At 56.9% G+C, this 23,589-nt stretch carries 17 protein-coding genes and 3 pseudogenes; 3 read left to right on the plus strand and 17 right to left on the minus strand.

Annotated elements, in window-relative coordinates:
* Positions 1 to 106 precede the first annotated feature (106 nt).
* The 3 genes and pseudogenes from tnpA to LPU83_RS38085 all read left to right on the plus strand — a co-directional run.
* Positions 107 to 521, plus strand: a pseudogene (gene tnpA / locus LPU83_RS38075) (IS66-like element accessory protein TnpA); the annotation flags it as partial.
* Positions 502 to 831, plus strand: a complete 330-nt coding sequence (gene tnpB / locus LPU83_RS38080) for an IS66 family insertion sequence element accessory protein TnpB (protein WP_024318256.1) — start codon at positions 502 to 504, stop codon at positions 829 to 831. The pseudogene tnpA and the gene tnpB, both read left to right, overlap by 20 nt.
* A gap of 90 nt (positions 832 to 921) precedes the next feature.
* Positions 922 to 1,231 (plus strand): annotated as a pseudogene (locus tag LPU83_RS38085) (transposase domain-containing protein); the annotation flags it as partial.
* A 123-nt stretch (positions 1,232 to 1,354) separates the two neighbouring features.
* Here the strand turns inward: LPU83_RS38085 and LPU83_RS38090 are convergent.
* From LPU83_RS38090 to LPU83_RS38170, 17 genes and pseudogenes are all read right to left on the minus strand, one after another.
* A complete protein-coding gene (locus LPU83_RS38090) occupies positions 1,355 to 2,068 on the minus strand; it encodes a 4'-phosphopantetheinyl transferase family protein (protein ID WP_141652611.1) in 714 nt (237 codons plus the stop codon).
* Between the two features lie 29 nt (positions 2,069 to 2,097).
* Entirely contained in the window at positions 2,098 to 3,453 is a 1,356-nt protein-coding gene (locus LPU83_RS38095) for an MATE family efflux transporter (protein ID WP_024318254.1), read from the minus strand.
* A gap of 38 nt (positions 3,454 to 3,491) precedes the next feature.
* A complete protein-coding gene (locus tag LPU83_RS38100; RefSeq protein ID WP_162392067.1) occupies positions 3,492 to 10,043 on the minus strand; it encodes a non-ribosomal peptide synthetase in 6,552 nt (2,183 codons plus the stop codon).
* A gap of 823 nt (positions 10,044 to 10,866) precedes the next feature.
* Complete coding sequence (locus tag LPU83_RS75710; RefSeq protein WP_029710422.1) at positions 10,867 to 11,076, minus strand: exopolysaccharide production repressor protein; 210 nt, start codon at positions 11,074 to 11,076, stop codon at positions 10,867 to 10,869.
* Between the two features lie 18 nt (positions 11,077 to 11,094).
* The gene (gene fdxB / locus LPU83_RS38110; protein WP_024318253.1) at positions 11,095 to 11,412 is read right to left on the minus strand and encodes a ferredoxin III, nif-specific; all 318 of its coding nucleotides are present in this window, start codon (positions 11,410 to 11,412) and stop codon (positions 11,095 to 11,097) included.
* Positions 11,409 to 11,612 carry a CCE_0567 family metalloprotein gene (locus LPU83_RS38115; RefSeq protein WP_024318252.1) on the minus strand — a complete coding sequence of 68 codons (204 nt, stop codon included), beginning with the start codon at positions 11,610 to 11,612 and terminating at the stop codon, positions 11,409 to 11,411. The genes fdxB and LPU83_RS38115 overlap by 4 nt, the downstream gene beginning before the upstream one ends.
* A 26-nt stretch (positions 11,613 to 11,638) precedes the next feature.
* Positions 11,639 to 12,124: a NifX-associated nitrogen fixation protein gene (locus LPU83_RS38120; RefSeq protein ID WP_024318251.1), complete on the minus strand. Its 486-nt coding sequence runs from the start codon at positions 12,122 to 12,124 to the stop codon at positions 11,639 to 11,641.
* 4 nt (positions 12,125 to 12,128) lie between these two features.
* Entirely contained in the window at positions 12,129 to 12,626 is a 498-nt protein-coding gene (gene nifX, locus LPU83_RS38125; RefSeq protein WP_024318250.1) for a nitrogen fixation protein NifX, read from the minus strand.
* The gene (nifN, locus tag LPU83_RS38130) at positions 12,592 to 13,974 is read right to left on the minus strand and encodes a nitrogenase iron-molybdenum cofactor biosynthesis protein NifN (RefSeq protein WP_024318249.1); all 1,383 of its coding nucleotides are present in this window, start codon (positions 13,972 to 13,974) and stop codon (positions 12,592 to 12,594) included. The genes nifX and nifN overlap by 35 nt, the downstream gene beginning before the upstream one ends.
* Before the next feature lie 10 nt (positions 13,975 to 13,984).
* Positions 13,985 to 15,451, minus strand: coding sequence for a nitrogenase iron-molybdenum cofactor biosynthesis protein NifE (gene nifE, locus LPU83_RS38135; protein WP_024318248.1), 1,467 nt, complete (start codon positions 15,449 to 15,451; stop codon positions 13,985 to 13,987).
* Positions 15,452 to 15,505: 54 nt separating this feature from the next.
* On the minus strand, positions 15,506 to 17,047 hold the full coding sequence (nifK, locus tag LPU83_RS38140; protein WP_024318247.1) for a nitrogenase molybdenum-iron protein subunit beta: 1,542 nt from the start codon (positions 17,045 to 17,047) through the stop codon (positions 15,506 to 15,508).
* Between the two features lie 99 nt (positions 17,048 to 17,146).
* Positions 17,147 to 18,649, minus strand: coding sequence for a nitrogenase molybdenum-iron protein alpha chain (gene nifD, locus LPU83_RS38145; RefSeq protein ID WP_024318246.1), 1,503 nt, complete (start codon positions 18,647 to 18,649; stop codon positions 17,147 to 17,149).
* A 109-nt stretch (positions 18,650 to 18,758) separates the two neighbouring features.
* On the minus strand, positions 18,759 to 19,652 hold the full coding sequence (nifH, locus tag LPU83_RS38150; protein ID WP_024318245.1) for a nitrogenase iron protein: 894 nt from the start codon (positions 19,650 to 19,652) through the stop codon (positions 18,759 to 18,761).
* An 864-nt stretch (positions 19,653 to 20,516) separates the two neighbouring features.
* The gene (locus LPU83_RS38155) at positions 20,517 to 21,572 is read right to left on the minus strand and encodes an LLM class flavin-dependent oxidoreductase (RefSeq protein ID WP_024318244.1); all 1,056 of its coding nucleotides are present in this window, start codon (positions 21,570 to 21,572) and stop codon (positions 20,517 to 20,519) included.
* Between the two features lie 309 nt (positions 21,573 to 21,881).
* Positions 21,882 to 22,253, minus strand: a complete 372-nt coding sequence (locus tag LPU83_RS73905; protein ID WP_342213967.1) for an SDR family NAD(P)-dependent oxidoreductase — start codon at positions 22,251 to 22,253, stop codon at positions 21,882 to 21,884.
* A gap of 137 nt (positions 22,254 to 22,390) precedes the next feature.
* Positions 22,391 to 22,706 (minus strand): annotated as a pseudogene (locus LPU83_RS38165) (transposase); the annotation flags it as partial.
* A 417-nt stretch (positions 22,707 to 23,123) separates the two neighbouring features.
* On the minus strand, positions 23,124 to 23,589 hold a 466-nt coding region (locus tag LPU83_RS38170; protein ID WP_157997322.1), incomplete at its 5' end, for a nuclear transport factor 2 family protein.

Here is a 23,589-nt window from a genome sequence, read left to right on the forward strand (position 1 = left end):
GATTTTCTACGCACCTTCTGAAGCGCAGTGCTCTCAGGCATGAAGTGTCCACCAAAATAGCTGGACACCAAATCATGTAAGATGATGCTCAAAGACTTCAGATTGACGCGACGGCCGACGTCGATATGATCCTTCCTCGAGGGAACGGGCATGTAGCGGCGTGCTTAGAGCCTGGCGTTTCGGTCTCAAGGCTGGCGCTGGAACACGGCGTCAATGCCAATCTCGTTCGAAAATGGATAAAAAAGGCCAAGCAGGTCCGTCCGGTGCCTGCGGCTTCGGCTTTCGTTCCGGTTCAGCTCGCTCCGGGTGGTAACCTGCCAGTGCAGCAGGGTGGCTTGGATATGCACTTCACTTCTGACGGCGATCCGCTGACGAAGCCAGAGCGGATCGACAGGCGGTCTCATGCGGCCAAGGTGAGCGCATTACTGCCGAACGGGGTGAGCCTGACGGTGGAATGCAGCGATGTCGATGGACTGGCGGCGATCATAGGAGCGTTGGGTCATGTTCAAACTGGGCGCTGATCTGAAGGTCTACCTGCACCGAGAGCCGATCGACTTTAGGGCGGGCATCAACAGCCTTGCTGTCCAGGTCCAGGAGACGATGGCGCTGGATCCGTTTGCACCTGCGGTCTTTGCCTTTTGCAATCGCCGTCATGATCGTATGAAGCTCTTGCTCTTCGACCGGCCCGGGTTTGTGGACAAGTTCCGATGGCCCCGGCGTGAAGTGCCGGTCGTTGTGCTGACAACAGAACAGCTTCATTGGATTCTCAACGGCATCGATATCGACGCGATGACCAGCCATCCGGTGCCGCAATATCAGATCGCCGGCTGAAGGTGGCGAATTGAGCTGTTGACGCAAAGAGGCGGTTCAGATTCAAGGATCTGATGGTACGGAACCGGCGAACCTGATGTTGCAGCGCTGATGGCGCAGTTGGCGGCAAATGCTGCCGAAATCGCCGCGCTTAAAGCCGAGAAAGAAGCGCTCTCGCGACGGGCCGTCAAGCTGGAAGAAGAGCTGGCACTCGCAAGGCTCCATCTTTGCTCCGCGTAGCGAAAAGCAATTTTATCGCATCTTCAACGAAGCCGAAGAGGCTACAGACGATGATGATGCCGACAGCGAAGAGAGCGACCTCGTTGCTCTTCCGGATACAGGTCTGCCAGCGGTCGAGGGCACAGCAGGAACGAAGCGCGGCCGCAGACCTCTGCCGGAAGATCTGCCGCGCGAGCGTGTCTGCCCGGCATCTTTGCCAGATAGCGCTAAGAACTTTGGTGACGGCGGCCTTGAGGCCTTGGTGCGCATCGGAGAGCCGAGACACGATCGCCTGTGCTTTCGGCAATTTTTCCGCTCCAGTAACCTAAGGCGGGAACGCATGCACTGCCAAATTCTCAGGAGCGACAGGCCGCGCCGTTACGATCGATCCGATGAAACCACCCTTTGTTGGTAAGTCGTACAGGCGCCAGCAGTGGCTTGCCTGATTGTTTCGAACCCACAGACGCGCACCATTGGGGCCAGTCCGTTCAGAGAGTGGAACCACGACCTGCGACAGGGGGTGGGTAAGACCAAGTCCCAGAGCTTTTACTGCGGCTTCTTTACGAACCCAAAGGCGCAATAGTAGTTCAGGAGCATTCTTCATCGTGCGAAGCCGTCGCCATTCCGCTGGCGACCAAATGGTCTCAAGCCAGCTCCATTCAACGACTTGGTCGAGGCGTTCGACGTCGATGCCGAGCAAAGGGTGGTGAGAGACAGCGACAAGTGACAGATCGCCGCTCCGGCTCATCGAAAAGAACGGCCCGCCGAGAACGTATGGGCGACGCCATTGGCTGTACGCAAATTTCACATCCCAGGGCTCAATCATCAACCAACCTGCCAAGATCCGGCGTAGGGCCACGTGCGCCGCTGCAAATCTTCGCGCGTCGTGTCGATTCTTCAAACCATGGTATTTTTCCTGCTCTTCGTGATTCAGCCAGGCAAGGCAGTCCCGCCACTGGTCGGGCGCCACGTTCAGATCAATCTGCCAAATCTTCACCAATTCATTTGAGACCCTTCTGTTTCCGTTGTGATGATTCAACTTTGTCCCCGACAAGTAGCATTGCCCCCTTAAACGCGAAGCGACCGTTCATCTCTGCTCAAGCGCCGCCACTCTCGATAGAGGACGATCATGGCGATCAGACAAGCAGCAGCCTCACTGAGAACGGTACTAATGATGAGACCGTTGACGCCCAGCCAATGCGGCAACACGAGCAGAAGTGGTATCAGGAATAGGCCATGGCGCGTAATTGCGAGCAGCGATGCCCGTGTCCCTTCGCCCTTGGCCTGAAGCAGCGCAATAGTGACTGCCATTGGGGGAAAGCAAACAAAGGCGGTGAGGAATGCAGCAATTGCGCGTTCCGCAACCGCAATAGCTGAGGACTCGCTAACAAACCAGGCCGCCAAAGCATGCGATTGGGCGATGCCTATCAGGGCACACATCGATGAGAACACCAAGCAGAGCGATAAAATTGCGGTCAATGCCTGCCTCACTCTGTCGCCCCTCCCCGCACCAATGTTGTAGCCAATCGCAGCTTGGGCACCGATGCATAGACCACTGATTGGTAGAGCCACTATGAGAAGCAGCCGCGTTGCAACACCCACCCCGGCCAAAATATCGTCGCCAAATGTGCTAGCGATTGAATTGAGTAGCCATATGGCAGCGATGCTAGTCACACTCGCGAGCACCGCCGGACTTCCTATCGTCAGAATGACACCTGCACGCTCCAATGAACCGGTTTTTGAATGTCCGCCTAGCGTCACCACGCCACGCGCGGTCGCGAAATGCCACACGTAAAGGGCGGCCGCGGCTGTCTGCGCAATTAGTGTTGCGAGACCAGCTCCTTCGATCCCCAGATCCAATCCGAAGATCAGCGCGGGATCGAGCAATGCGTTGAGGGCAAATGCAACCATCTGCGTGACCATGCTGAACAACGTGTTCCCCTCGGCCCTCACGATAAAGCCGCAGATCATGTTGAATACAAGCAGCACCTGAGCAACCAGGAGCGGGATCAGGTATTCGATCGCGTAGGGCAGCGTGTTGTTGCTAGCGCCAAACCATGTCAGGAGGACGCTGATGCTGGTTGCGATACTACCAGAAGCCAATATGGCAATGCCCACGCCCAAGACAATTGCTGTCAATGCAAATGCTCCCGCCGATGAATAGTCGGGCCGACCGAGGCTGCGCGCCACGGTTGATGCTGCCCCAGTCCCCACCGCTTGCCCGACAAGCGTCAGGATCATGGTGATTGGGTATGTAATCGCAAGCGCAGCTACCGCCTGTGCCCCAAGACGTCGAACGAAGAAAGCATTCAGAAGCTGGTAGGCCGCACAGACGCAAAGCCCCACAATGGTTGGCCCGGCAAGTCTAAGAACAAGTGGCACCATGGCATCCTTCTCGATGCGTTCTAACCGGACCGATTTCATCTTAGCTCCTGCTTGATCCAATACTAGGGTCCAATAAATCACGTTTGTATATTGCAAATCTCTCGAATGACTTCCGTCAGGTTATTCTGCAAATTAGTCGCAATTGACGTGGCCAATGATCCATCAATGCGGGAATAGTTATGCTGTTGCATTATGCGCAGGCAGCTATTCATTTCGTCGATTGAGTAATCAAGCCAATGGTGTTGATTAAAACTCACGTATTCGCCACACCATAACGGCGCCTCTTGTTGCCCCAAAAAATGGCGACCACGGATGGCCGCTAGAGGAGCACGGAAATTGATCAGAACACGCGGAGTTGGCAATCGCGCCGCGCGTTCCACCACTCTCTCGTCAGGATGAAACGCTTGGAGAGCACGCAGGCCGAGGCCAAGGGCGGGTATCCCACGTCGTTGGGCGGCAACGGAGCGCAATTGCGCCATCGCTGGTTCAGTGCCATCGATCACCAGTGGCATCGGCAAGAGTTCACAGCAGATACCAAGGTTGTTTGATAGATCGACATCGCCCAAGACAGGGGTGCGCAGGGCCGCAATGTTGTCCACGTAAAGTCCAAGCACTGGCCGATCGCCACCCAATGTCCGTAAAAAGGCCAAAAGAATAAGATCCAGCCCATCTATCCCAGCACGATCGGAAAATCCCAACAGTGCAGCCGTTTCTACTTGAGGGATGCTGAGAAAACGCGTCGCCTGGGATTCACACAACCACAAGAACTCATCGTTGTCCACTTCGCCGGCCCGCAACAACGCCTGCATACGACGCGCGCCGACAGGATCGGATGGCGTTGGATCTCCTCCAGATCGCGCCGCCGCTAGAGCCAGTGGCGAACCGGGGGGCATTAATGCTGCCCACGGTCTGGTTTCCCAGTACTCGAGCTCTTCCTCGGCGCGATCTATCGTATGATTGCGAAGTAGGTTAAGCCATTTGGCTATGCCCGCGTGTCCCGTGAGGGCTGTTGGCCTGACCTCTAGGCCAGCCGCCGCAGTTCTATAGAGTCGTTCCAATTCTCCAATTAACAGGCGAAAACCGAAAGCGTCTGTAAGGAAGTGATGTACGACAATGAATAGCCAACCCCGCTGTGTCTGCGGTTGTCCGCCCTCGAATAGCAACACCTTGAGGAGGGGGGTGCGACCGTCGAATTTGAAAGCATACTGCGCATCTTCTGTTTTTTCTGACACGATCCGCTCCCACGTTTCCGGCAAATCAGCGGGGAGTGTGATCCGCTCTAACGATAGCGGGTCGTCGGCCGGGAGCGTGCGCACCGGCATGCCGTCTGAGCGAACGAGGCGGGTTCGAAGTATCGGATGCTCATCACCCAGCCGGACAACGGCTTGCGATAAGAGCGTTCCATCAAGCTCTCCTGCGTTGAACTTCCACAGGCCGTACAAATTGAAGTGCTCACCGTAGCCCATCTGCTGGCTGAAGAAACGCATGGTGGGCGAAAATGGGGGGGCCACGTTCTCAGATTTGACGCGATCCAATGTAGTCTCATTGGGCAGAGCATCATCGTGTGCGTCAATGAGACTCGCCAGATCGGCTAGTCGGGGGTGATTGTAGAGTTCGCCGACGGTGAAGCGCAAGCCGCGAAGGCTGGCGTCAGATACGCATCGCACACTTAGGATCGAAGTTCCCCCAAGAGCGAAGAACTCGTCCTCGGCTGAAACCACATCGCAACCCAGCAGACGCTCCCAAATCTCCGCGAGGGCTGCCTCGGTTGCCGTCCGCGGCCTCCTTCCTTTGCCTTTGCCGGAGGACATCGCAGTTGGCAATGGTAAGGCGCGACGGTCGAGTTTGCCACCTGGATTGCGAGGTAGTTCATCAATGCGCATAATGCGTGCTGGCACCATGTATGTTGGAAGTATTTCCCGAATGAATGCCAGAAGGTCGGATTCGCCGGGGAAATCGGCAGTGCCGACCACATAGCCCACGAGGACACCACCCCGATCCGGCACGGCATGCAACGCGACCCCGGCATCACTTACGGCGGGGTGCGTGCGGAGCGCATGCGCGACGTCGTCGAGTTCGACACGGTAACCATTCATCTTGACTTGGTCATCGGCGCGACCATGAAGCTCTAGCGTCCCATCCTCCCGGAATCTGGCAAGATCACCGGTCCGGTAGAGCAACTGGCCACCTTTCGTCATATCGAACAGAGCTGTCGATTGCTCAATGTTATCGAGGTATCCAAGACTCAGGCACGCGCCCGTAACGCACAACTCACCCAAGGCGCCACGCGGCATAAGTTGCAGCTTCCTGCCTCGCACGCTCAATTGCACATTTGCAAGCGGCCGACCTATAGGAACGCTACGTGCATCAAGGGGAAATGACTGATCCACTTGGTACCAGGCGGCATTGGAGCTGCACTCGGTCGATCCATAGAAATTGAAAAGGGTTGTGGCTGGAAACGCGAGCGTCCAGCGCTTGGCGAGGTCGGGCGGCAGTGCCTGCGTGCTGCTAACGACCAGCCGAAGCGCGCTTGCCGACGGTCCGCCGGTCGCGCGCGCCATGATCAATCCATCTAGAATGGGTGGGGCGGCGAGGAGGTGACTGATCTTGTGGTTTTCAAGGACGGACAACAGCCGTTCTGGGACGACAAGCTCCTCTCGTGACAGCAAATAAGCTGGAACCCCCTGCAGCAACGGACCAAAAATTTCCCAGGTGCTTGCGACAAGCGTTGCGGACTTCTGGACCACTGCAACGTCACCGGCAGCGAACGGCAATTCTGACCACATCCAGTGCAAACGGTTCAGGCAAGCCGACGTCGGGACGCGCACCCCTCTCGGTTCCCCGGTCGTTCCTGACGTGAAGACGATGTGCAGGATATCATGAGGCAAGACCGGAAGGGGCAACTCGCCTATCACAGCGGTTCCCGAGAGGGAGTCAAATGAAACCACCTGGCATGGCAAGCCTTCGTAGCATGCCCAGGAAGCATAAACTTCGTTATCAGTCAGCATGACCTTCGGTGATGTTGCCCGTAAGATGCGAACGGCACGAGCTTGCGGCAAGTCGGGCCCTAAGCAGACATATGCGGCGTGTATCTTCACACAAGCAAGGATCGCCACCAGCGTTGCAATCCCTCGATCTGTCGCGATCGCTATTCGATCACCTTCGTGAGCACCCAGGCCAGCTAACCCGTTGGCGACACGATCGACACGGTCGTTCAGTTCAGCGTAGGAAATTCGGCCTTCGTCCCAGAAAAAGGCAATGTGTTCTGGTGTACGTTGCACCTGGGCCTCGAACAGCTCACGTAAGGTTGCCTTGCAACCAAAATCGCGGCTGGTGTCGTTGAAAGACCCAAGAAATCGCAGTTCATTCTCGCTTAATAAGTCGAGAGAACGGAGCGGTGCATCGGGCGCTGCGACACATTGCTTCAACGTGTGTTCCAAATTGCGGAGGATTCGCTCGGCTTGAGGTGCCTCGAAGATCTCCTTGCAATATGTGAGTTGAAGATAGATGCCGTCCCCTTCCTCCTGCGCGTAGAGTGTCAGATCGTACTTCGCGTAGCCCAGCTCCAGTTCACGAACCGTGATGGTCAGTCCGCCGTCTACGTGCACTTCCTCCGGTTGTTCCGAGTACATGTTGAACATGACCTGAAAAACCGGCGAAATGTTGCTGCGTCGTGCAATGTCAAGGCTCTCCAGCATTTGACTGAACGGATAGTCGGCATGTGAAATGGCGCCCGATACGGTTTCCTGTACGACCTTTACCAACCCTGCGAAGGTTTCCGCCTCGGCGACTCTCAGCCGCAGCGGCAGCATGTTGAGGAAGAAGCCAAGGAGCTGCTCAGTGCCGGGGCGCTGCCTAATTACGTGGCGCGCGCCCACTACGACCTCGTCCTGTCCGGCATGTTGCCCCAGCACGATCGCAAACCCTGCCAGAAGCGTCGCGAATAGTGTTGACCGGTTGTCGGCCGCCACCCGACGAAGCGCGGCCGTCAGCCCTGCATCCAATCCCAGCCCTTGGGCCTGGCTGGCATATGTGAGGTGTCGGGGGCGGTCGTGATCGCTCGGCAGCTGGAGGAGCGGCAATTCTCCGCTTAACATCTGCTGCCAGTATGCCCGCTGAACATTGTAGCGTTCAGGGGTGAGATTTCTTGCTTCCCACAGAGCGTAATCGCCGAGGCCAATTTCGGGCCTCGCTGGCAAAGCTGCAGCGCGGCCCACCGTATGACCCTCGTAGAGGAGTCGCAGATCGCGCGCCAACACCGAAAGGGACCACGCGTCCATGATGATCTCATGGGTAGTTAGGTAGAGCTCGTGCCGATCCTCGCTCCTACGAACGAGGGTGGTCCTGAGGAGTGGACCAGTCGACAAATCGAACGGTTGCGCGCTGTGTTGCCCCTGAATTGCCGCGACATGCTCGGCTTGAGCCGTTGAAGGGAACGGCGAGAGATCTTGGTATTCTAGCCGAGCTAACGGCGCGTCGAAGGTCATCAGGGGCTCGCCATCTTTCTCCAGGAATCTCACTCGCAGCGTATCAAAACGGTCGAGCAAACCAGCCCAGGCCGCCTCGAATGCATTACGGTCTAGGGGACCCTGAAGATTCACGACCGTCCGAAGGGTGTAATTTCGTGCCTGTGGGTCGAGCTTCCAGAGGAACCATAGGTGAGTTTGAAGAGCTGTAGGCGGCACCACTTTCGTCGCCGCCGCAGGAATTCGGACAATGGGAGGCAACTGCGTCTCGTCGCTCTCCTCGATCTTCCGCGCCAACTCCCGGACCGTTGCACAATGAAGTTGGCCCGGTTGTATCTGGCGACCAAAAAGATGGTGAACCCGATTGGCGAGCAACATCATTCTCAACGAATCGCCGCCCAAATCGATGAAGGCGTCGTCGAGGCCGACAGGAGCCACACACAGGATCTGCTCCCAAAGATTCGCAAGCCGTCGTTCGATCTCTGATCGTGGCGATACGAAGGCAACATCGGACAGCGGGCGCATTCCATCTGGAATCGGCAGGCGGCCGTAGTCGAGCTTACCGTTAGAGTTGAGCGGGAGCGTGGGCACTTCAAAAATTTGATCCGGGATCATGTACGGCGCCAAGTATCGGCCCAGATGCTCTTGCAGATGTCTCAAAGTGCAGTGATCGCGCAAAACGACGAAGGCAATAAGGCGGGGCGGCACAAGATCTGCATCGAACGCTGACGCACTTTCATCGCAACTTTCCCACCCAAGCTTTTCACGGGCGGTGAGCTTGGTCCGTCGATGTTGGCTTCGATGCAGACCTAAAGCGCTTCCCGTCACGCCATGGTGGCTGTTGAGAACAGTTTCAATTTCTGCCAATTCTACACGGTAGCCCCGTACCTTGACCTGGCGATCCGCTCGGCCAAGGCACTCAAGCAAACCCTCGGGCCGCATGCGAGCCAGATCACCGGTCCGATACAAACGGCTGTGGCTCGGCGTGTCGTCGAAGGGATTCGTGACGAAAACCGCCGCAGTACGCTCTGGGTCATTGATGTAACCCTGAGCAACGCCAGCACCGCTTACGCATAGCTCCCCAATTTCTCCTCTCGATGCAAGTTTCACAGGATCACTGTCCGGCGTTACAAGGTAAACACGAAGCCCGGGAATAGGTCGCCCGATCGGTACGTAGGTTTCATCAGCGGCTGGCGGCTGTGTTACCAAGTAGTGCGTGACGCCGTCGCCGCACTCCGTTGGGCCATAATGATTGAGGATGGGAACTTTCGGATAGTGCGTTAGCCATTTGCGACATAGATCGGGTGGCAGCGGTTCGCCAACAGTTGAGATGCAGCGCAGGTTCTCAAACTGAGGTGTGCTCTCGCCTTCTGTGGCGACGAGGTAGGCACGCAAGAGTGATGGCACGAACTGAATTACCGCAATCTTTCGATGGTGCAGAGTTTTCGACAACTGGAGAGGGTCCGCAATGACAGCCGATGGTAAAATGTCGACGCCTCCACCGACCAGCAGAGCTGCCAGGAATTGCCAGAGTGATATGTCGAAGCAGTGGGAAGCGGTTTGAGCAACACGGTCGGTGGCACAAAGGTTGAGATCCGCTATTTTGGCATTGAGGTGGTTGGCCAACGCGGCATGTGTGAGCACCGCTCCCTTCGGTCCGCCGGTGGTTCCGGACGTGAAAATGATATAGGCAGCATCACCCGGCTGCACATCCAAGGATGCTGTGGGCGCGGCGGGCATTGACGTGGCTAGGCCGGCATTGACGACCGAAGCGGCTCCCGCAATTGCCTGTGCAAGCTCCAAATCGTCTGGAGCAGTCACCAGAATGGCGCATTCGCTACGTTCAACCATGCGCTGCAACCGATCTGTCGGGTACGCCGTATCCAGGGGCACGTAAACGGCGCGCAGCCGAAATATCGCTAGCATACAAGCAAGCAGCACTGGGCCACGCGGCATCAACACCGCAACTGCCAGGCCCGGGGTGCAGCCATGAGCGCCAATAGCGGCGGCGAGTCGACCGGTGAGATCGTCCAGTTCGCCATACGTCAGGTAATCTTCGCCCGAATACACGGCGGGACGGTCAGGATATTCTTTTGCCGACTGGGCAAAGCGGGAAACTACTGATTCAAATACTTTTGTAGACGCGGGCTGTAAGCTGTCCATAGGAGTGCGTTTCCAAACTGCATTATCGAAGAAGATTTCCAGTGGTGGCCTGGCGTTCCAACGCTTGCTCGAGGCCACGCCAAAGCAGGCCGAAGGGCAGCACGGCCGGGCGCTCGGATGAACAGAATGCCCTACAATTGAGTACGCCGTTGAATGGATCGTAGACGCGCCACTCACTCGATTGCGACGCTCAAGATGAGTCTTGCGGAACCGTACATCTTCTGACCTCCTCTTATGTTTGGCCTTGCGACAAAATTCTCTCAATCCATAAGGCTTTGCGGAGGACGTTGCATATACTGCGCCAAGCGAAAACTGCTTTATATTCAATAACATGACTTTAAGAGCACCATGTCGCATGTTCGACATTGTCCAACTTCCGACAAGATTGTGGACGGGTTTGCCTGCCCTTAAGTCCCGCTTGCCAGCGGAACTCTGTTCGCCAACGGCGAGCGAGTGCGTGCGGATTGGCAACGAGGAGTGCAATTTGACGCGTTCGCCGCAACTTTCTCCTAAACCTCGACCGCAGGGGTAGCTGCGGGATTAAAAATTTGTCATCGTTCAGTCCGCGACCTCGAAACAGGCGTTCTTTTCGATGGATGCGGCCTACGGTCCAGCGCTAGTGCTGCGGGCCGTTCCCAGGCCCTGCAAGTCAATATCCCATCATAATCCCGGGAATGGCCAGGCTCACCTGCTCGCAGAACCGTCGCTCTTGGTGTCGACATAATGAAGTTGCGATTGTACTTCCGCCGTGGGAAGCGGCATGCCAGTTCAAATGATTGATGCCGCCCCGCGATGTTGGGGTACCGCCTTCGACGCAAGAAGCTTAACGCTCAGGCCTTTGCACGGTCCTGCGATCACAGCCAGCCCGCCAAACCAGGAAAAGCAGACTTCCGAAATAGGCTAGCTGAAGAAGAAACGAGACAGCCAGTGTCGTGCCAATCGTTCTGCGCACCGATTGGGAGACGCAATAGACCACGAGAGCGTTAGTGCACATGAGCAGCCATAGGATGCGGTGAAAGACTCCGAAGCGCATTACATTCTCCTTCTTCGCTCATTCGGCAATCGTGCCGCTCGCGATGTGAGTTTGGCAGTTTTTTGGACAGACGCGGGCGCAGGCCCCGCATCCGATACAGCGGCCGGGAAAATCCACGACCATGATCACTCGATTGAGCTCGCCATCGAAGTCGTCTTCCTCGCCATTGCAGACACCGAGAATTTCACCTGCATCGTCGATACCGTGAGGATGCATGACCTCCCGTGAGCAGACCTTGAAGCAGCGGCCGCAGCCAATGCACATCAGTTGATCGATGGAAGTTAGATACTCCGGCATCCATCCGGACCCGTCGCGGGTCACGCATGAGCTTGTCATGTTGGATTCTCCAATGCAGCGAGTTCTCTTTTTGCAGCGTCCAACTCAACAAAGGCCTGAAAAGTTTTCTTCGCGACTGCCATGATTTCGGACCAATTGACTGGAAGGTCTTCGGCGAGATCGTGCAATTCCATCTTCGCATTCCCAGCACGCGACTGCAGCTTCCGCACCCTTTTCTTCAATTCTTGAAGTTCTGACATGGCCTCTTTCTCGAACACCGTTTCCATCAAGCCCGCGCCACGTCCGGATAAGCTTCCACGACTGCGACCGCGTCGCTGACTAGCTTCGTACCGGTCTTGGCGCATTTACGAAGCGTATTGAAGCCGAACCGGTGAACGTTGCGTAGGGTCGTCGATAGTAGGACCAACCGCCTGGTCGTTAGCAGCACTCGCCCGAAGCCCTCCTGGTTGATCTCCATCGTCCGCGACACGAATAAGTCTGAGCGCTCCTCGACCGCGAGGCTGACGGCGGCGTAAAAGGTATTAAGCCTCCACAGGACCAGCGGATCGGGATCTCCGATGATCGGGATCGCTCGGCGCTGTTCATATGTCACGGTGAAGTTGGCCAGCAGTTCGGCGTCGCACTTGCCACTCCATAGTCCATAGGAATCTTCAGCTCGGATCAGCCGCACGAGGCATCTAATAAACGGGGCGCGGAAGATCTTGTCGTCATTGACGGTAGGAGTAACCGCAGGATCAGATAACGTTGTCATCATTTCAGTCCTCGTCTTCGAAGCTGGCTTTCCGTCCGACGGCGCCGGCTTCCGCTAACACCTTGCGAAGCCAAGGTGGAGGAGCGTTCCTGAGCATTGTTTGAATGCGCGCCAGCACAGCGTCGATGGATTCAGGCTCCGGCACCTTGATTGGATGGATCTTTGCCGCAATAACCTTGGCTGCCGAAGGGCCGCCGATAGCCAGGCAGAATAAGAGCTGGCAGCCCTTTAACGCTGCCACTTTCGGAGCGATGCGGTCATCACCTTCGGCTCGATGCGTTCCGCTCTCATCGGAAACGTCATCGAACACTACGGCTTCCACGAGACTCCACGCGTCGGGCGTCACGTCATAGATGGCAAATCGTTTAGCCGACCCGAAATGCGCGTTCAGTCCTCTCATGTCTTGAGTGGCGATTGCTACTCGTAATGTGCCGACCTGCCTTTCGGGCCGCTGTTCCTGGAACTCGTCATTGACGAGCGAGAGACGACGAGTTGAGGTCATTTTGCAATTCCCGGCTACAGATTGGATTAGGTGCGCCTGATGTCGGCGGGTGTTGGTTAGCCTGAAAAATGTTGGCAACCTCATAGATCATGTCGCGCGTCCCCTGATAAAGGATTGTAAGCTTGTGCTGACTGCCTAGGCGGTCGAAGATCGGAAAGCCAATACGCATCAGCGGAATGTCGAGACGCTTTGCAGCTTGCCGGCCGTGTGAGTGAGTGACGAGAAGATCTGCCCCCGGGGCGAGGCGTTCCAGGTCACTGAGATCGCCGACCTGGACAGTTTCCGCTGGCACTACTTGCAGTATTTTTGAAGTCCCGGTCGTGGTAACGGCGGCTGTAATTTCCGCACCCAAGCCGGTGAAAAAACCTGCAAACTGATAAAGTTGATCCGGCTCGGAGGCGATTGCGATCTTCTTGCCAGCCAGATGGAAATGTCCATCGAGCATGGCGTCCTGCAAATGCATACGGCTGCGACGGACACTGGCCGGCGCTTGTTCACGCGACATGGCTGTAAGCAGCCAAATAAACCGGTCCGCGTTCTTTAGGCCTGTGAGAGACTCGAACATCACGTACGGGACGCCGGTTAGCCGCTGCAACGCTTCGGCTGGTCGCCGCATCTGCTCGCCGATGGCAATGCACTGCATCGCCCCACCGAGATCGCGAATGTCCTCCACTTTCGTGCCACCATACGTTGTCGGAATCCAGTGGTCGGGGACGGTGCCATCAAGAGCGCCAGACACATCGGGCAGGATTACCGGTTTGAGCCCGAAGCTCTGGGCCGTCTCGCGCAGATACTCTATGTCGGCAACTGTTATGTTCGAGCCGGGCAGTATCGCGACCTTCCTCGGATCGCGATACTGCGTCCGAGACCGAGTGATTCCCTCGATCATAGCGGTAACGGCTTTGGACCACCCCTCTTCTATCGCACCGTCGAAGTCCGGCGTCCTGGCGAGCACCACTTCAGTACCCGTGAGTTCTGTCGCCCGCTTGCGTTTGATGGTGGCTAGGTCCCCAGCGATATCTTCGTCGCGTGTCTCGACCAGTGCCGTCGTGCAAATCCCGATCAGCCGGGGCTTTGCGCGGGCTTTGAGATTAAGGATGGCCTCTTCGAGGTGATCTGCGCACCCGACGACAATTGCAATTTCATCCATCGCCGTCGTCTGCAACGGGATCGGTTCCTTAAAATGTCTAACGAGCAGCACGAGGGCAAAGCTGGTGCACCCCTGGCTGCCGTGGAACACGGGCATTGCGCCGTTGATGCCAAGAAAGGCGAAGGCAGCGCCCAGCGGCTGAGACGATTTCAGAGGATTAATCGCCGCCGATTTAGTTTGGGGAAGGATGCGGACCATAAATATTACCTCAACAGTCATCACCGGCGGTTTCGCCGGCAAAATTTGATGCACTTGCTGTTCTTTTTTCCAACTTCTCCTCCGTGATCATGGCCTGCTCCCACGGTGCCGGCTCGCGCACCTGCGCCCAGATCGGATTGTGGATTGCGAGGTCGATCTGGCGTGCGAGCTGCACCATGCCGTCGTAACCGGCGTAAGCGTGATGTCGCTCCTGATTGATGTCGAGCCAAGGCATCTTCGCCTTCAGCGCGATAAACTGCGTGCGACCGCCCGACAGCATGATGTCAGCCTTTTGCTCGGACAACATCGAGTAAAGCTCGCGCGGTGCAATCGACTCGTACAGGTGGTTCTCGTCCTTTAGAATCTTCTTGATTCGCTCCTTGTCATCGGCCGTCGATTTCTTGACGGATGTGCCGACGACCTCCATGCCGATTTCCATTAACGATTGGACGACCGACCAGGATTTCACGCCCCCAGTGTTGAGAAGCACGCGCTTGCCTTCGAGCCGGGGCCGGTAGACTTCCAGCCTCTTCCACGCTCTTTCCTCTTCTTCCACGACGATCGCTTCCGTGCGATTGAGGAGCTCGGCATCGGCGCCTTTCATTACGAGCAATTCAGCGATCCGCCGGAGCGCTTCAGAGGTGGCGGAGATGCCGTAGAAGGAGCCCTCGAAGAACGGGATGTCCCAGCGCTCCTCCATCTTGCGAGCGAGATTGATCAGAGCGGTCGAGCACACCATCATAGCTGCACGTGCGCGGTGCGCGGAAGCAACCTGCAGATAGCGCGCGTCGCCTGGAATGCAGGCGCGGACACGGATGCCAAGCCTGTCCAAGAGGGGCTTTACCAGCCAGAATTCGCCGGAGAGGTTGAATTCGCCAATGATATTGATGTCGTGAGGCCCCGGGTCATCCGGCTCTACCGTACCTATGACATAGTCAAGTAACGCCTCCCCGGCGAGTTTGTTACCGAGGTTCTTCGAACCCGCGAACCCCGGCGCATTTACCGGCACCACCGGTATGGCGAACTTTTCCGCCGCGCGCTTACAAACCGCTTCGATGTCGTCACCGATCATCGCCGTAACGCAGGTTGCATAGACGAAGATTGCAGCCGGCGTATAGCCTTCCTTGATCTCGCGGATCGCTTTGAAGAGCTTCCGCTCGCTGTGGCCCATCACTATATCGAGTTCGGTAAGATCGGTGGTGAAACTGGTGCGCCACAGCGTGGGACCAGACGATGCAGCCCCGCGATTGTCCCAGGAATTGCCTTCGCAGGCGAGCGGCGCGTGTATCAGATGCGCGACGTCAGTGATCGGCTGCAGCACAACCTTGGCGCCGTCGAAAGCACAACCGCCAGCTGTCGCTCCAGGAGTCAACGGCTTCGAGCAACCCTTTTTGCGCGTCTTGGGGCTCTTGTTGCGATTTCCCTCGCAGGCAGGCTCGTCGAAGACATCTTGGATTTTGACGGTGAGCGAGGACATGCATTGGCCTTCAAGTTCGGTTGGGAGATGGCCGACCTAAGCCGGCCGCCGCTCTTAGCGAGTGAGGTCGTACGAATAATCCGTCACACCCGGCTGCATCGTCTCGCCATCGAGCTTGTCGAAGATCTTGTCGAGGATGGTCGTTAATAGACGTAATCCGCCTTGGTAGCCCATGATGGGAAAGCGGTGGTGGTGATGCCGGTCGAAGATCGGAAACGTCAGCCGAACCAGTGGCGTGCCAGTGTCGCGCTCAAGATACTTGCCATAGGAATTGCCGATCAGCAGATCCACCGGCTCGGTGAAAAGCAGTGAGCGCATTGCCCAGAGATCTTTGCCCGCCCACACCTGTGCATCCTTGCCGAAGGGCGAGGATGCGAACAGTTCCTTCATCTCGGCCTCCCAGGCAGAGGTGCCGTTTGTGGCGAGGCAGTGTGTTGGCTCGCCACCGGTCTCCATGATGAACCGCGCCATGGCGTAAACGAAGTCCGGATCGCCGTAGATCGCGTATTTTTTGCCATGTAGCCAGGACTGGCTGTCCGCCATCGCATCGACCAGTCGTCCGCGCTCCAGGCGGATTGCCTCAGGAATTTCCCTCCTAGAAATCTCCGATATCTTCATCAGCAATTCGTCGGTCGCCGTGACGCCGAGCGGATAGTGAAAGGAAGCCGTCGCTTGTCCGATCTCATTGCAATATTCCAGCGTCTTGCGCGTATTGTAGTGCTGCAGCGACAGTGTCGCCCCCGCGTTCAGCGCCGCTTTCACGTCCTCGATCTTGGTTCCTCCGTCGTACATGCGGAACTCACCGTCGGAAGGCGTATCGAATTGGTCGGAGGCGTCCTGGATGAACACGTAGGTCACCCGCATCATATCGAGCAGGCGCTTTAATTCGCGATTATTACCAACGCAGAAGCCGTCGAAGCCCGGAATGATGTTGATGCAAGCAGCGACTTGCGTGCGCGCCGCGCCCTTCCAGAAATTCTCGAGCACGCCTTTTACCATGCTGTCATAGCCATCGACATGGCTACCGACGAAGGCGGGCGTGTGGGCGAAGGGCAGGTCGAAATCGCGCGGGACGGAGCCCTCGTTTTTTGCATTTTCAATAAAACTGCGCAGGTCATCACCGATGACCTCTGCCATACAGGTGGTCGAGACCGCGATCATCTTCGGGTCGTAGAGCTTATAGGTATTGGCGAGACCGTCGACCATATTCTTCAATCCGCCAAATACAGCCGCGTCTTCTGTCATGGAAGAAGAGACCGCAGATGACGGTTCCTTGAAATGACGCGACAGGTGCGATCGGTAGTAGGCGACGCAGCCCTGACTGCCGTGGACAAACGACATCGTCCGCTCAAATCCAGCCGCTGCGAAGACCGCGCCGAGCGGCTGGCAGGCCTTGGCAGGGTTCACGACAAGCGCTTCGCGGGCGAGATTTTTTTCGCGATATTCCCAGGTCTTGGTGAACTCGCGTTGACCCGAAACAACCTCGTCCGGGTGTGGACATTCGAAATTCAGCTTCTTCTCGGCAAGCATTTTCCTGTATTCCGGCTCGCAGAACAGAGGAGCGTGATCGAGAACTTTTTCGGCCGATTGCGGCATAGTGGTTACCTTTTTAAATCTGGCCGCGACTTGCGGCGACACAGAAACCTTCGAGATTTTTCAGGTCTCCCGCGACCCCTGCCGCGAGAAACCGGGCTCTCATTCGGCTGCAACTGCCGTTGCAGAGGCCGCCTTTTTTTTCCAGGGCGCGTCGTAGAGGCCCCAGACCGGATTGTTGATTGCGAGATCCATGTCGCGAGCGAAGATGGCGAAGCCGTCATAGCCGTGATAGGGGCCGGAATAATCCCAGGAATGCATCTGACGGAACGGAATGCCCATCTTCTGTACCGGGTATTTCTCCTTGATGCCTGAGCCGACGAGGTCGGGACGAATCCCCTCGATGAACTTCTCCAGTTCGTAACCGGTCACATCGTCGTAGATCAGTGTGCCCTTTTTGACATAGTGGCCGGTGCGCTGATAGTCGTCGCCGTGGCCGAATTCGTAGCCCGTGCCGACGATCTCCATGCCGAGGTCCTCATAGGCGGTGATGACGTGACGGGGGCGCAATCCGCCGACGTAAAGCATCACCCTTTTGCCATCTAGGCGCGGCTGGTACTTCTCGGTCACAGCCTGGACGAACGGCTGGTACTTGGCGATGACCTTCTCAGTCCGATCCTCGATCTCCGGTCCGAAATGCTTTGCTATGCTGCGCAAAGAGGCCTCGATCTGGGACGGACCAAAAAAATTATACTCCATCCAGGGGATGCCGTATTTTTCCTCCATGTGCCGAGAGATGTAATTCATCGACCGATAGCAGTGAATGAGGTTGAGCTTGGCCTTCGGTGCGCGCTCGACTTCGGCGAGCGTGGCATCCCCGGACCAATTGCCGACCACACGCAGCCCGACCTCCTCGAGCAGAATGCGGGAGGCCCATGCATCGCCGCCGATGTTGTAGTCACCTATCACATTAACGTCGAAGGGACCGGACTCGAATTCCACCTTCTTCTTGTCGAAGACCCAATCGCGGATCGCGTCGTTGGCGATGTGATGGCCGAGCGATTGCGACACACCACGGAAGCCCTCGCAGCGCACCGGCACAATGGTTTTCTTGTGCTCCTTTGCTTTCTTTCGCGATACAGCCTCGATGTCGTCGCCAATCAGGCCAATTGGGCATTCGGACTGCAAGGTGACGCCGTTATTAAGCGGAAACAGTTCCTCGATCTCATCGATGACCTTCTCCAGCTTTTTGTCGCCACCGAAAACGATGTCCTTCTCCTGGAAGTCGGAGGTGAACTGCATTGTCACGAAAGTGTCGACGCCTGTCAGGCCGACGTAGTAGTTGCGGCGCTGTGACCAGGAATATTGGCCGCAGCCGACCGGCCCATGCGAGATGTGAACCATATCCTTAATCGGTCCCCAAACGACGCCTTTTGAACCGGCATAGGCGCAGCCGCGGATCGTCATCACGCCCGGAACGGACTTAATGTTCGACTTTACGTCGCATTCGGAAACCGCGTTCGCGCCCTCGCTGGATCCCTCTCCGCCCGTTGCGACACCGAGGTGCTTACTGCGGCGCTTCGCCGCTTTGTCGGGATACTGCGACAGCACGTCCTCGATAAGCTTCGCGTGGAAATCACTGTTATTCTCGTAGTCGAGGCTCATTGGGCCTGCCCCCTTTTTAAAGGTTCGGATGAAGCCTCATCAACGAGGCATTGGTGCGTGGAATGGCGCGCTGCGTAAAGCTGCGCGCCGCCCGTGTCGGCAGCGCCTGTTACTGGACGGCTGCCGCCTTCGCTTCCTTGGCGTGAAGCTCGGCAAGCATCTGCTCGTCGGACTTCATGATGCCGAAGTCGAGCAGCATGTCCTCCAGTTCCTCCATGGTGATGGGGGTCGGGACGGTGCCCTGGCCCGAATTTGCATGGATCTTTTCAGCCAGCGCGCGATATTCCGCTGCCTGCTGAGATTCCGGCGCATATTGGATCACCGTCATCTTTCTGAGCTCAGCGTGCTGCACGATGTTATCGCGCGGCACAAAGTGAATGAGCTTGGAATTAAGCCTGGCAGCCAGCGCTTCGGCGAGGTCGAGCTCGCGGTCGGTCTGACGCTCGTTACAAATCAGCCCGCCCAAACGCACGCTGCCGGCGCTGGCATATTTCAGAATACCCCTGGCGATGTTGTTGGCGGCATAGAGGGCCATCATCTCACCAGACATGACGATGTAAATTTCTTGAGCCTTGTTTTCGCGGATAGGCATCGCGAAGCCGCCGCACACCACGTCGCCGAGGACGTCGTAGGAGACGTAGTCGACATTGTCGTAGGCGCCGTTCTCTTCTAGAAAGTTGATCGAGGTGATAACGCCGCGTCCGGCGCAGCCGACGCCTGGCTCGGGACCGCCGGACTCTACGCATTTGATACCTCTGTAGCCAACCTTAAGCACGTCTTCGACCTCGAGGTCTTCCACCGAACCTTCCTTTGCCGCAAGATCCAGAACCGTGTCCTGGGCCTTCGAGTTCAGGATAAGTCGGGTGGAGTCGGCCTTTGGGTCGCAGCCAACGATGAGGATTCTCTGCCCGAGGTCAACAAGAGCGGCGAGCGTATTTTGGGATGTGGTGGACTTGCCAATGCCACCCTTCCCATAGAATGCGATCTGACGCAGAGCTGCCATGCTTTCTTTCCTTCACTTGTTTGAACCAATGCGGTTGTCCCGCGACGTGGATGCCGCCGGCAGCTTCCGCCGCCTCGCCGGAAGTGTTTCAAGAGTCGTGCCAAGCAGCTAGATTGAGGTGGGCAAAAAATATTTGCTGCTATTCCAGCTGTTTAGACGGTAAAGGGGCGCCGCTTAAGGAAATAAAGCCTTGTCGCGGACCCGACAAAGGTTACGAAGGTGTCATGAGTTGGTTATCACAAGTCAGAACGGCGACGAGTTCGTGCTGGTCTCTAGGGCGCTAGCCTATGCGATCGGGGGACGCCTCCTTTTGGTTGAAATGCAGTTTGTCAGAGGCAATTCGATGAATCTATTCGTTAGGCCGAGCCTCAATGGGTCGTGTGTGACCGTTGAGGCAGTTGGACTGAAGGCTCGACGGCGCGCTTCTCGGATTGTGAGCTGCTTCATCTTTAATCGCGTCGATACTGCGTCAGGAGTGTTGGGATGTGACAGGCATTATTTAGAACAGTGACCGGCACTTCATGCCTAATTTCAGGAAATTGACGGGCTAGTCCCGATTTCAGGTCGCGCAGGGACCGGTCGCAGGTTCGTCGGTACCGGTTGTGATTGCTCAGGAGAGATCTCGCTGTGCGTCATCGATCATTCGAGCTGGACCAGGACCTGCCGCTAGCTGGCCGCGACGAACTGCCGACCATCCAACCCGACAACGCTGTCTTGCAAGGCGGTTGGCGATGATTAAGCATGCGCCGGACATCGGCGTCAGCTATACTGGTTGCTTACGTCTTGAGCGCCGCAACGCCCTCGTTTAGGTCGTGGCGCTTGAAATAAGCAAGCAGACGAACCGCAAGACGCAAGGGACGATAATCAAACGCCCAGATGACCAAGTGATTTATTGACTGCTGGGATGATCTTTTCTCCCCAGAGCTCTATCTGACGCAGCATCGTAATCTGGTCGAGATCTCCCAGCTGGGTCTGAATCGCAATCTGGTCCGGCTTCAGAACTTCGATTTCTTGGAGGAGGCGATCAAGTACTCGATTTATGCTGCCGATCGGCAGGTTCTTCCGCATAGTCTCAAAAGACAAATCCTGCTGCGTCGGCGTTGCCTCCAACATATAGCCATCCTGGCTCTGCTGGCGACGCTGATACAGCGCTTCGGATAGCCGGCGCTGGAAACGAGCGTTGTCGAGATACCGATTGATCTCCCCTCCGTCATCGCTCGCGTAACAGCAGCGCAGCAGCGATATCTTCGCGTCGCTAGGGCTCTTGCTCTCTGAAGCTGCCGCCATCTGGATGGTTCCCCGCAAAGCACCCAAGATATCCAATCCGTCGTGTAACGCGGTTACGAAGAGATTATGTCCCTCACGATAAGCGCGGCGCATGCTTCGCGTAGACCCAGTTGCGATCCAGATTGGCGGCGAGGGCTTTTGAGTGGTGCGGACCGAGATCGCTGTCGGGGGTATCTGTGTGAAGTGGCCGTTATGCGAGAAGATCCTTTGATTGAGACCTTTGAGCAGGATGTCCAGGTATTCCGAAAAGATGGCCGGCGCCTCATCGATGTTGACGCCGAAGCGCTCGAATTCGAACTGCTGATATCCTGAGCCAACGCCGAGCTCGAGGCGACCGTTCGCAACCACATCGGCAAAGCCAATCTCGGCGAGCAAGCGCTGCGGCTGATAAAGCGGCAGTACGCAGACAGCAGTGCCGAGGCGAATGGCGGTTGTTAGACCGGCGCAATGAGCGACCATCATCAGCGGGGATGGGACTAGGCTGTAATTGTTAAAGTGATGTTCCGCGAACCAAGCGGTATTGAAGCCAGCCTGCTCCGAAAGGATAGTTTGTTCGATGGAGTCGCGGATGACGCTCTCAGACGTTTGATGGTAGCCGCGCTGAGTGGCTAGGATGAATGTTGCGAATTCCATGCTGTCTCCTTTGTTCGCTATGGGAAGTCCGAGTGATGCAAGAAGTTCTTTGCGCCCGAGGTCGATCCAGCTTTTGATGGTCGAGTAGTCGACCATCTCGCGAGAAGCCGCTGTTGCCACTGGCCTTAAACCGCCGCGCGGGCTGGGCCGATCCAAGGAGACGTTCCGTGGCGGATGCACACCGCCAAGCTGATTGAATGACATCAAACCACCATCCACGACCAGCGTCGATCCGGTGATGCACTTGGCCTGCGCACTAGCCGAATAGCCCGAGCCACCTCTGTCATCGCGTGCGCACGTCACCGGGCGTTAGGCCGACACGCGGATGCCGCGTGAAGCCCATTTGCAGTCCAGCGCTTTCGTGGTCGCGAGCAAACCAACTTTTAAAGCGGCATATGCGTCGCGGTTAGGGTTGGCAATCAGTCCCGCGACCGAAGCGACGTTTACAGTGACAGGACAAAACACCTTGCTTTCGCGGCTTCCGTGGGTTCGGTTATGGTTTGATCGGCTTTTTTCCGATCGGCTAAATCTCTTTCGTCCGCTGGACAGGTTGTCCCCGTCCTTCGGTCCTGAATCGGGCTCCATCTGTGGACGCCCCGATGAATGCAAGAATGGTTTTCGGTGGATTATGCGCGTAGTCGGTTGCTGACATCTGTCCGGCCTTTTCGCGCGACCGTTCATCCGGCCCGTATGGGAATTCGCGGATCGGTTCCAAATCAATGCGGCGTGCTCGCCGGAGCATACCCGACCCGTCTCATCGACTGTTGCGCCATACCTTCCGTTGACCTTCCTACTCTCGACGACCTCTTGCTGGGCCCTTATGCCGCCACAGCTGGAGCTTTATAGACGCCGCCCTTTGCCATAAGTGCCCCATGCGATGCGGGCCGTCTTGTTGGCGAGAGCGACCGTCACAAGCATGGGTGGCTTGCGGGCAAGCATGCGCCCGATCCACGAACCTTCTGGGTTGCCGCGCCGGCGAGCTTGCAGCACCACCGCGCTCGCACCGATGATGAGCAGGCGGCGCAATGTCCGCTCTCCCATCTTCGATGTCTCGCCGAGCTTTTGCTCGCCGCCGGTGGATCGCTGCAACGGCGTCAATCCCAACCAGGCATTGAAGTCGCGGCCTCGCTTGAAGCCCGCCGCTTCAAAAGGCTCGAAGCGTGACTGTCCCTCGATCATCACCTGCATCTCAGTGATCCGTTCTCTCAGCGGGCGCGGCTTCTTTCATGCCATTTCCTCTTGACCCGGAGTAACCAGTCTCGGTGCACCAGCCTGGGAAGGCAACGTCGGGTTCTGCTTTCCGACCCCACACGCTCGAATAGGTCTGCATGCCTGGGGCAAAGCTCGTGCCGTCCTCTCGGCAAAAAATTGAAGGCGAAGGTGTTGCTTGATTTGAGGCGGGATGTTGTCGGGTCTCGTGGTTGCTGCGCCAGCACCGGGCTCTCGGGGGGTGAATAAGTCGCCGGCTGGGTCATGACGATCAACAGACAACCATTTACGCGCATCTTCACTGCGCAGAGCTCGGCGGGAGGAAATGATGGGTGTCGCAGATCAGTCATAATCGTTAGCCTCCGATGTTGGTGCGTTCGAGTTGATGCCCTTCAAAAGCGTATAAACCCTATCACTCGGATGAGGCGCTCCGATTGGATGCCGCGATCCGAACCTTTCGCTTTCCGGCACCTCGGTTGGGGTCTGTTGCTCGAACCAATCGTAAATCACTGTTCGTGCGACAATGCGCCACTCCCCTTCCCGCTTGTGGAATAGATCGGCGTAGCGGCCGCACAGGAGCGTCTGGCATATCTCACCGCGTGTGTCCGGTCCACGTTGCAGCGCCGTGAAATAGCTTTCGACCGCGGCTTCTGATGAGTTGGAGAATTCGATCAGTATATTCGCTATCTGATGGACATTGCGCGGCGCGGTCTTGAAGATTCCAAGTGCAAGTCGAATGAAGCCCTCGGCCGGTCCGGAATAGGCACCATGATTGTCATGCGCATCCGGCCAGTACGCGCTCCGCAGT

The organism is Rhizobium favelukesii, from assembly GCF_000577275.2.
In the GTDB taxonomy this organism is placed as follows: domain Bacteria; phylum Pseudomonadota; class Alphaproteobacteria; order Rhizobiales; family Rhizobiaceae; genus Rhizobium; species Rhizobium favelukesii.